Source organism: Amycolatopsis sp. cmx-4-61 (assembly GCF_046548775.1).
Lineage (GTDB): Bacteria > Actinomycetota > Actinomycetes > Mycobacteriales > Pseudonocardiaceae > Amycolatopsis.
This window is the reverse complement of the sequence record NZ_JAEBEI010000044.1, coordinates 1-9,942: the sequence shown is the minus strand read 5'-3', so window position 1 is coordinate 9,942 and position 9,942 is coordinate 1. Positions and strand designations below refer to the sequence as shown.

Below are 9,942 nucleotides of genomic sequence, written 5' to 3'. Positions count from 1 at the left end.
TATTCGGTGATCGCTGCGGCGTGCCTTGCACGACAACTGTCGCACACACTACGGTGGATCAAGATAGCCACTGAGCTGCACAAACTCCTATCTGGAGTCGGCCTCAGGCATCGCGAGCCCCAGAGAATCAGCGACGACTACCTGCTGGCATGGCTGGACATCTGCAGGACTCGCCCAGACACGAACTTCTACGCGTACACCAAAGAGGTTTCCCGGTTCAGGTCCCTCGTCGAGCCTGATCCGCCGCCGAACTTCCTGTGGGTCTACTCGTACGGCGGCAAGCAGGACGCCGCGCTGAACCCGGCCGTGGACCGCGTCGCCGACGTGTTCCCGGACGAAGCGGCGATCGTCGAGGCGGGGTGGGCGTCGCAGGAAGCCAGCGACCTCCTCGCGGTCCTCGGCCCGCAGCTGGTCGGTGTGCCGGCAAACCGGATTCCGAGCTACCTCAAGCGCCTGGCTGGCCGCCGGTTCTCCGAATGGCAGGCCGAAGTCGACGCCGCACGTTCCGCTCGCCGCACGCGCCTGCGGCTGGTCGTCGACAACACCCGTTCCGGCGCACTGCAGACACGCGTCACCGAGGCCCGGCCTGAGCAAGGCGGCGAGCCGCGAGCTGCCTGATCCAGCGCTCCAACTTACGTTCGGAGGTCTTGATGTCCTGGCCGTCCGCTCTATCCACCTCTCTCGCCTCACCTGCCGGCGACTACCTGCGCGACCCGCTCGGTGCGTTCCAGACCGTGCTGGCCCACCTTCGCGATCTCGTCTTCGCCTGGGGGCCGATCGCCGGGCCGGCGCTGGCGGTCGCGACGACCGCCGCGGTGATCGCTCGACGCCGCTGGCGCCGCCGCTACCACGAGAGCCTGGTCAGCGACGCCCGGTTGGTCACCCTGCTGGCGCCGCCGACCGTCGACCCATCCGGCGCGATCACCGTGTGGTCCAACCTGGTCGGCCTGCTGCGACCAGGTTGGCGGCGGCGCTTCGGCGGCCAACCTCACCTGGCTTTCGAGTTGACGTTCACCGACGACGGCGTGCAGATCCGCTTGTGGGTGCCTGGCCTGGTGCCGCCGGGGATGGTCGAGCGCGCCATCGAGGCGGCCTGGCCCGGCGCGCACACCCGCACGACGCCGGCCGCGCCCCCGATCCCCACCGCCTCCGCAGCGGGCCGGCGAATCGAAGCGGTCGGCGGCGAGCTGCGGCTGGCTCGCTCGGAAGCACTTCCGATCCGCACCGAGCACCCCGCCGACCCGATCCGGGCCCTGCTCGGCGCCTCGGTCGGGCTCGGCCCCCACGAGCGGGCCTGCGTGCAGATCCTCGCCCGTCCCGTCGCTGGGCACCGCGCGACCAAGGCGCGGCGCGCGGCGAGGCGGGTGCACGCGGGAAGCTCGGTCAACCTGGTCGGCCGGCTGCTGGATGTCGTGACGCCAGGCAAGACCGCGAAGCCGTCATCCAGTTCGCGGACACCAGGGCTCGATCGGCAAACCAGCCTGGAGTTCGCCGCGCAGGACCGCGCCGTCGTGGAGAAGCTGCGGCAGAACCAGTTCGAGACCTGCATCCGATACGCGGTCGCCACCACCGTCCCCGAGCACGCGACGACCGCCGAGGTCCAGGCGGTCCGGGAGGTGCTGCGGGGACGCGGCCACGCGATCGCCTCGGCGTTCGCCGCCTTCTCCGAGCACAACTACTTCCGCCGGATCCGGCTCCGCCGGGCCCCAGTCCAGGTGCTGGCCGAACGCCGTTTCGGCAAGGGCGACCTGCTCTCGATCCCGGAGCTGGCCGCGCTCGCGCACCTGCCGATCGACGAAGCCACGCCCGGCCTCCAGCGCGCCGGCGCGAAAGCCGTACCGCCGCCGCCCGGCATCGGCACGGCCGGTGACTTGATCAAGCCGCTCGGCTTGTCGGACTCGGGGCACTCCCGGCCGGTCGGCCTGCACGTCGCCGACGCGCGTCATCACCTGCACATTCTTGGCGCGACCGGCTCCGGCAAGTCAGAGCTGATGGGCCGCCTGATCCTGGACGACGCCGAGGCTGGCCGCGGCGTGGTGGTCGTCGACCCGAAGGGCGACCTCGTGTCGGACCTGCTGATGCGCATCCCCGAGGAGCTCGGTGAGAAGGTCGTGCTCTTCGACGCCGACTCCCGCAGCCGGCCACCAGTGCTCAACCCGCTGGAGGGCGTGGACAAGGCCCGCGCGGTCGACAACCTCGTCAGCATCTTCTCCCGGATCTACGCCTCCTCGTGGGGTCCGCGCACCGATGACATCCTGCGCGCCGGACTGCTCACCCTGACCGCGATGCCCGGCACGCCGACCCTGGCCGACCTGCCCAAGCTCCTCACGGTCCCGGCGTTCCGGCAACGGGCCTGCGACCAGATCGACGATGACGTGCTGCGCGGGTTCTGGTCCTGGTACGACGCTCTGTCCGAAGCGAGCCGGGCGCAGGTCATCTCGCCGTTGATGAACAAGGTCCGCGGCTTCCTGCTACGTCCATTCGTCCGCGCCGCGATCGCCGGCGGGAAGTCCACGGTGGACATGGACGAGGTGCTCAACACCGGCGGCATCTGCCTGGTGCGCATCGCCCGCGACGCGCTGGGAATGGAAACGGCGCGGCTGGTCGGCTCGATCGTCGTCGCCCGCACCTGGCAAGCCGCCACCCGCCGGGCCCGCGTCCCGCAGCGTCAGCGGCGCGACTGCGGGCTCTACGTCGACGAGTGCCACAACTTCCTGAACCTGGCGTACCCGCTGGAAGACATGCTCGCCGAGGCGCGCGGATATCGCCTGTCGATGACCTTGGCCCACCAGTACCTCGGCCAGCTCCCGAAGGAACTGGAAGAGGGCATCAGCACGAACGCCCGGTCGAAGATCTTCTTCAACGCGTCCCCTGAGGACGCGAAGCGGCTGGCACGCCACACCATGCCGCGGCTGAGCGATCACGACCTGTCCAACCTGGGCGCCTTCCACGTCGCCGCACGCCTGGTTCTCGGCGGAGAGGAAGCACCGCCGTTCACCGCGGTGACCGAAAAGCTGCCGCCCGCGGTCCCCGGCCGTGCCAGGGCGATCCGCAAAGCAGCCCGCATCAACACCCGACCGCCAGTCGCCGAGGCCGAGCCCATCACGCCCGAAGGCATAGCGCCCACCGCTGATCCACGCCGCGCTGCCTAACACCGGAGGTCCTCCGATGATTTCGAACCCCACTCCTCAGCGGGCGTTGCGCGGGCACATGCCACAACGCCCCACGCCGCGAGCGGCCACCACCGGCGAGCACCACGCCCAGCTCGCCGGGCGGCTGACCCACCGCGACCGGTGGCTGGCCCGAATGCTCTACGAGCACAAGGTCTTCACGACCCAGCAGATCGTCGAGCTCTGCTACCCGAGCATGCGGGCGGCCAACCACCGGCTACTTGACCTGTTCAAGTGGCGGGTCGTCGACCGGTTCCAGCCGTTCGTCACGACCGGCACCGCCCCGATGCACTACGTGCTCGACCTCGCCGGCGCGGTCGCCCTCGCCTACGAAGACGGGCTCGATCCGAAGTCGATCGGCTACCGGCACGAAGACGCGATCGGGATCGCGCACTCCCTGCGTCTGGCCCACACGGTCGGCGTCAACGGCTTCTTCACCGCCCTGGTCGCGCTGGGCCGACGTCCCGGGGCTCGAAGGTCGCTGACGGCGTGGTGGTCCGAGCTCCGGTGCGGACGCCTGTTCGGCGACATGGTGCGTCCCGACGCCTACGGCCGGTGGCGCGAAGACGACCATCAGCTCGAGTTCTTCCTCGAGTTCGACTTCGGCACCGAAGACCTCGGCAAGCTCAGCCGCAAGCTCTACGGCTACGAGAAGCTCGCCGCCGCGACCGGCATCACCACCCCGGTCCTCATCTGGCTGCCCACCCATCGGCGCGAGACCTCCGCCCGCCGAGCGCTCGCCGACTGCCTGTCCCAGCTCGACCGGCCCAAGCTCGTGCCGCTGGCCACCACCTCCGCGGACGCAGCCGGCGACCCCGCCGCCGCCCGATGGCTCCCGATCGCCGGTCCGGCAACGCGCCACCCCGGCCGGTTGCGGCTCGTCGACCTCGCCCAGCTCTGGCCCCAACCTGATCTGCCCGGCGACGTGCCGGCGCCAGGCTCGGTCCCGGCCCAGCAAGGTCCAGCGGCTCTGAACGCTCCGGATCCGTTCCCACCCACCTCGCCCGCCAGCCGCTTCCGGAGGCGCCCATGAAGGTCGCCTACACCGCGGTCGTGGTCGTCATCATCCTCATCGGCGGCATCGGACAAGGCGTCGTGAAGGCCGTGTTCGGCAGCAGCGGCACCGAGCCCAGCCAGGAGGCCATCGCCGACATCCCCGCCGACTACCTCGCCCTCTACCGAGCGGCAGCCGCCGCGTGTCCCGGGCTGGACTGGTCGATCCTCGCGGCGATCGGCAAGGTCGAGAGCGACCACGGCCGCAGCAAGCTGATCGGCATCGCGGAAGGAACCGAGAACTCGTTCGGCGCCCGCGGGCCGATGCAGTTCCTCCAGTCCACGTTCGCCGGAGTCGTCGTCCGGCACCCCCTACCGCCGGGCGGCAAGACCCCGCCGTCGCCATGGGACAAGCACGACGCGATCTACGCGGCGGCGTACTACCTGTGCGAGTCCGGCGCGCCCAGCGACATCCGGAAGGCGCTGTTTGCCTACAATCACGCGGATTGGTACGTCAATGAAGTCCTCGACCAAGCCGAGAGGTACAGCAAGGCCGCAGTCGGCACCGGCCGTTGCGACGACATCCAGGCACCGAACGCGGCCACCGCAACGGCGATCAATTTCGCCTGCGGCCAGCTCGGGCTGCCGTACCTCTGGGGTGGCAACGGACCTTTGAACGGCGACAGCGGCTTCGACTGCTCGGGCCTGACGAAGGCGGCCTACGCGGCTGCTGGCGTCGCCCTGTCGCGCACGGCTCGCACCCAGTACGCCGCCGGCCCGCTGGTGCCGGGCGGCCAGCCGTTGCTCCCCGGCGACCTGGTCTTTTACGGCACGCGCGGCAACGTCCACCACGTCGGCTTGTACATCGGGGCGGGGAAGATGGTGCACGCCCCGACCTTCGGCGAGCCGGTCCAGGTCGGCTCGTACCGCTGGGACGGGGACGATTACCTGACAGCTTCGCGACCGGCCAATTGAGCAGGAATGCCGTAGGTTGTCGTGCGTCTCGCTGATTCGCACCCACCCTGTGCACACGCAAGAGGGGCCGTCCGGGAGCACTCGTCAGTGTCTGATAGCTGGGCTGCTGGGGCGACGTCGGCGTGTGCCTGCGCCTGCTGATCCCGAGAGGCATGATGGTCTTCTTCGGCCTGGCGCAGCCAAGTAGTAGACCTCGCCACCAAGACGAGACACCGCCGGATCGAACAGGTAACGCGCCCATCTGCTACAAAGTGAGCAGTCACGAGGCACCCTTACGGCAACGAGCGCGAGTTTCGATCGACGCTTCGGTGCGCCGCAAATGAATTAATGCTCCCTGCGCGAAATTCGATCCAGGACCACTAAATCCCATCCCGCAGCCAGAATCCACCCGCCGGCCAGACTTACACTTAATGGACCAGGCTTAGCGCGTTGTAGAACAATGGTGCCGGATCTGTTCACCAGGTTCCATAGACGGACCACACCATCCTCGCTACCAGAGATGACAACCGGATTTCCGTCCAGTACTGTACATATCAGCTCGGTCACGGGAGCCGTGTGACCGCGGAAAGTGGAATATTGTTCTCCTGTACTCCAGCTCCATAATTTGATGTTGCCATCCCAGTTGCCAATGACAGCTATCGGACGATCGTCGATCGTCGTGCACGCCATGACGCGAGCTCGACCCACTAATCTGACAGTCCGAATCAATTCGCCGGAGGTCGGGGTCCACACGGTCAACTCTTCATCATCGCAGCTGACGACGACCAGACAACCATTTAGCATCGCACAGTCTACCGATCGAGGTGGGTCAAAACTTTCGACAAGGGTGGTAATAATTTCGCCGGTTATCAAATCCCACACCACTATCGCGGCGTCACGGTACTCTCCACTTCCGAGACCGCTTGTCACGGCAATGGGACGACCATCAAGCGTCGCGCAAGCTAAGTTGAGAACGTGCCAACTATTCACAAGCGTCCCCAAAAGCTCGCCCGTGATCAAATCCCAAAGGCGTACCGCCTGTCGAACTCCACCGGTAAGCACTACAGCGCGGCCATCGATCACCGTACAGGCCAACGCCCACACAGAATCCGCAAGGTTGATAGTTACCCCAATCTTCCCTGTGATTGAGTCCCACGTCCGCACTACACCGTCTTCGCCGCCAGTGATAGCCACGGGCCGCCCATTAGCAACCGTCGAAACCACTGCTCGTATGTCTGCGGAATGACCGATCCGAACACTATCAACTGACTCCAATAAGCTCCACACGCGAATTGTTCCGTCGTCACGACGCATGCCGCTTCCTCCGCCGCCAGTAACAGCGACGGGATGGCCGTCAATCTCAGTACATGCTACTGCTTCTACATAATCAGTGTGGCCAGCGAAGGTCGAATTCAGCTCACCATTTTTCAGATCCCATACGCGCACAACACCATCCCGCCCACCGATGACAGCAATCGGACGCCCGTCAAGCACAGCGCATGTCACATCGCAAACTGAACTGGTGTGATGGAAAGTACCGCGTGGTTCGCCAGTGTTCAAATTCCATACTTGCACCGTGCCATTGAAGAGACCGACAACAGCAGTCGGACACTCGTCGATCACCGCGCAAGCTACCGCTTCGACTCCCTCGAAAGTTGGATTCGTGGAGACAACGAGCACATTCCTCAGCCGACCTTCGCCGAGATCCCAGACGAGCACGCTTCCGTCCCTACTGCCGGTGATGGCGACAGGACAGCCATTGATCGTTGTGCACGCCACCCCTTGCACCCAGTCGGTGTGGTGCCCAAGCGTCTGCAGCAGGTCACCAGTAATTAAATCCCATACTCGTACGGCACCATCACCGCCACCGCCCGTTACGATCAATGAGCTTCCCTCGATTCCCGCGGTAGCAACCACGTGAATCGATCCGTCTTGATCCGTGATCACACCAAGCAACTCGCCCGTACGCAAATCATAAGTGTGTATTTTACCTATTTTTGCCCCCGAGGCACTGACTGCAACTGGCGTCCCGTCGATCACCATGCAGACGACTGCGCTTATCCAGTCGGTATAACCGTTGATCGTCATGCGGAGTTCACTGGTGCTCAAATCCCATATATGCATGCTCCCGCGAGATCCATGCGAGGCCGTGACTGCGACCGCATTCCCCTCAACGATTGCACAAGCGGCCGCGCGTATCGGCCCGTTGTGACCTGTAAGGGTCGAGAAAAGTGCGGTAGCCGTCTGAGCACTGGTGGCCCAGCGCGGTTTCCAGCCCAGCGGCAACGCCAGTTCGCAGGCAAGGGCATGAGCACCGAAACGGGCAGCATCAAGAGCCAAGATATGGCGACGATTATGCGGGTCAAGTCGCCGATGATAGTGAGCACTCGTGCGATAGATAGCTCGAATAGTCGCGCCGATATCTGTGGTTACATAACGCAGTGCGGGCAACAGAGTGTCAGGTTCGGCATGCACGAGGTAGCTGGGATCGGCGATGAGGTTGTCGACAGCACCGGCAGCTGCGGCGTGAGCGGCAAGGTGACGGAGGATATAGGGGTGAGCGTTGGCCCAGTCCTTACCTCCTGAATTTCGGTTATCCGGGACCTGACCGACGAGAGCGACGGTGATAGCGCGGTGCGCGTCGGTGTCGGCGCCGGGGGCGCGGAGCAGCTCGGCCATAGTCTCGTGGACGAGCCGGAACACCAAATTATTGTGAGTGGCGCTCTCAATCACGTAAGCACCCGCATACTCCAGGAGCCATCGAAGATCGTCCTGCGAGCAGGGTAGACCAGACAGGGCCGCAGCAATCGCAGTCCACAAGGTCGACCAAGGCAAACCACTGCCTTGGGCGTAAGCGAGAGGGCGCAGCAGACTTTCAATTCTCAACCGATTATCACCAAAGCGGGCGAGGTAGGCGGCGAAGGCTTCTTTGGCGTCGGAAGGCAGGGTGTCGCGCCAGCCTGGACGGGTGGTGTCGATCGTGATCTGGCCGTCGACCAAGGCCCGGGCGGTCATCCGGGCGACCAGGAACGACGTCCCTGCCCGATCAGCGATCGCCCGGCCGATCGTTGTGGCAGCGGCGAGGTCGTCGCGATAGGGGGAGAGACTGTCAGGATCGTGGGCGTCCAGCAGGACGTCCCGGGCGTAGTCGACCACGTCGTTAGCGCCGAAGTAGTGGGTGTCATCGAGATCCAGGACAGTGACTGCGGAGCCAAGAGTGCCAATGAACGGATCACGTGTACCGATGATTAACCGCACGGTCGGCATGGAGGTCATCGGACGCAGCAGTTCCCGACCGATCCGCATGCCCTCGTAGGGGTCACCGCCGGTGCCAGCCTCATCCAAAGCATCGACCACGACTACGAGCGGTCTGGGGCGCTCGGCCACAATCTGCAGCAGCTCGCCCAGGTCAGCCTCGGGAGTACCGAGAGTGGAGGCCAGGTCCTGAGTGAGCGACTCGCGGGTGGCGCGACGGGCGTACAGCGGCACGATCTCTAGCCCAGCAGGGGGCAGCGTGTCTGGATCGGCTTGGGCGCGAGCGGGCTCGTCCGGGTCGGCCAGCATCAACAGACGCCCCAGCAGCGCAGACTTGCCCGAGCCTGGCCGGCCGGTGACCACCCTAGCTTTTCGGTCGTGGCGGTCACCGCGCAGCCAGGTGGCCAGCTCGCGCAAAGCGGTGGTACGGGCGGTGAAATAGTCGCCACGATCGCCTGCATGGTCCACCCCACGAGCGCGAGGGCGGAAGTGCCGGTCATTGCGCTGATGCAACTCCAGCCGCTCCAACTCCTCAGACCGACCCGCGGAGACCCCCGCCCGCATGACAATCCGCCCTGCCGGCGACGTCTCCTCCTCCGCCACCATTGGGCGGCTCGTGCCAATTCGCGCCCGTACCGTTTCTAGTGTCTCACCTGACCACATTTGTGTGCCTGCCCGCGGAGCTGCAGAGCCCTTGTGAGAGCGAGTGGCGAGACGTCGTACGAGATCGCCGTGCTGTTTTCTCCACCACTCCAGGTCACCCAGCCGCTGCATCTCCTCAGTCGCACCGATTAACGCTCCTGACTCCCGCAGTTCGATAACACACACTTCAATCAGATCAGACACCCGCTCCCACGATGGTGCCCTCACCCACTCGCCACGCAGCAGATCCCCCACCGATGAAGAACGCTGGCCCGCCCGCTTCGCCAACCTGGCGATCGACATCCCGGCAAGCTGCCGCAACTGATCCAGGTCAGCGGCGAACGCCTCCTGCAACCCCGCCAACGGAGCCACCACCCACCTTTGCTCGACGACCGGAAACGACCGGAGTCCGATCACCGCAATCTAGCCGCCACCAGCCCAAACAGCCTCCGTAACCGGACACCACCGACAACGCCTCACTCGAACGGCCCAATCAGGAACCGTGGTCACCGACAACCCAGACGCAGACCACGGGAGCAAGCGATGATCAACACCCGCGACCGCAAGAACCGACCACTCATCCAAGCCATCATCACCGGTGCTCTCTCTGGCATCACCCGAACCATCCTCGCCTGGATTATCGACCAACTCCACTTCTAACCCAACAATTGGCGGGCCGCCCCAACCGAAGGGCGGCCTGCCATTACCGCACCCAAGCCGTCGACGACGTCTCCTCATAACCGACCGTCGGCGACATCACCCGGACAAACGAGTGACCAACAGGGTGGACGCTTGACGCTTGGGGACTGTTCCAAGATCGGTGTTTGCGGCCCGACACGCCGGGCCGAAGGTCCGGCGGGATGGGCACTGTGAGTGATGACATCGGACCTTGTGAGTCCACGTAAGCGTGACGAGAAGCCGGCGCGGG

General features: G+C 65.4%; 5 protein-coding genes. 4 read left to right on the top strand and 1 reads right to left on the bottom strand.

The window, feature by feature from the left end:
• From ACLJOU_RS46645 to ACLJOU_RS46630, 4 genes are all read left to right on the top strand, one after another.
• On the top strand, nucleotides 1-618 hold a 618-nt coding region (locus tag ACLJOU_RS46645; RefSeq protein ID WP_410575740.1), incomplete at its 5' end, for a GP88 family protein.
• Nucleotides 619-650: 32 nt separating this feature from the next.
• The gene (locus ACLJOU_RS46640; protein ID WP_410575739.1) at nucleotides 651-3,152 is read left to right on the top strand and encodes a type IV secretory system conjugative DNA transfer family protein; all 2,502 of its coding nucleotides are present in this window, start codon (nucleotides 651-653) and stop codon (nucleotides 3,150-3,152) included.
• 16 nt (nucleotides 3,153-3,168) lie between these two features.
• Nucleotides 3,169-4,203, top strand: a complete 1,035-nt coding sequence (locus ACLJOU_RS46635) for a replication-relaxation family protein (RefSeq protein ID WP_410575738.1) — start codon at nucleotides 3,169-3,171, stop codon at nucleotides 4,201-4,203.
• 20 nt (nucleotides 4,204-4,223) lie between these two features.
• On the top strand, nucleotides 4,224-5,138 hold the full coding sequence (locus ACLJOU_RS46630; RefSeq protein WP_410575737.1) for an NlpC/P60 family protein: 915 nt from the start codon (nucleotides 4,224-4,226) through the stop codon (nucleotides 5,136-5,138).
• A 324-nt stretch (nucleotides 5,139-5,462) separates the two neighbouring features.
• Here the strand turns inward: ACLJOU_RS46630 and ACLJOU_RS46625 are convergent, their stop codons facing one another.
• Nucleotides 5,463-9,218, bottom strand: coding sequence for an NACHT domain-containing protein (locus ACLJOU_RS46625; RefSeq protein ID WP_410575736.1), 3,756 nt, complete (start codon nucleotides 9,216-9,218; stop codon nucleotides 5,463-5,465).
• Nucleotides 9,219-9,942: the final 724 nt, after the last annotated feature.

Excerpts from the sequence above, each read along its gene's own strand:
- ACLJOU_RS46635 (WP_410575738.1), top strand. The coding sequence starts at position 3,169 with ATGATTTCGAACCCCACTCCTCAGCGGGCGTTGCGCGGGCACATGCCA.
- ACLJOU_RS46640 (WP_410575739.1), top strand. The coding sequence starts at position 651 with ATGTCCTGGCCGTCCGCTCTATCCACCTCTCTCGCCTCACCTGCCGGC.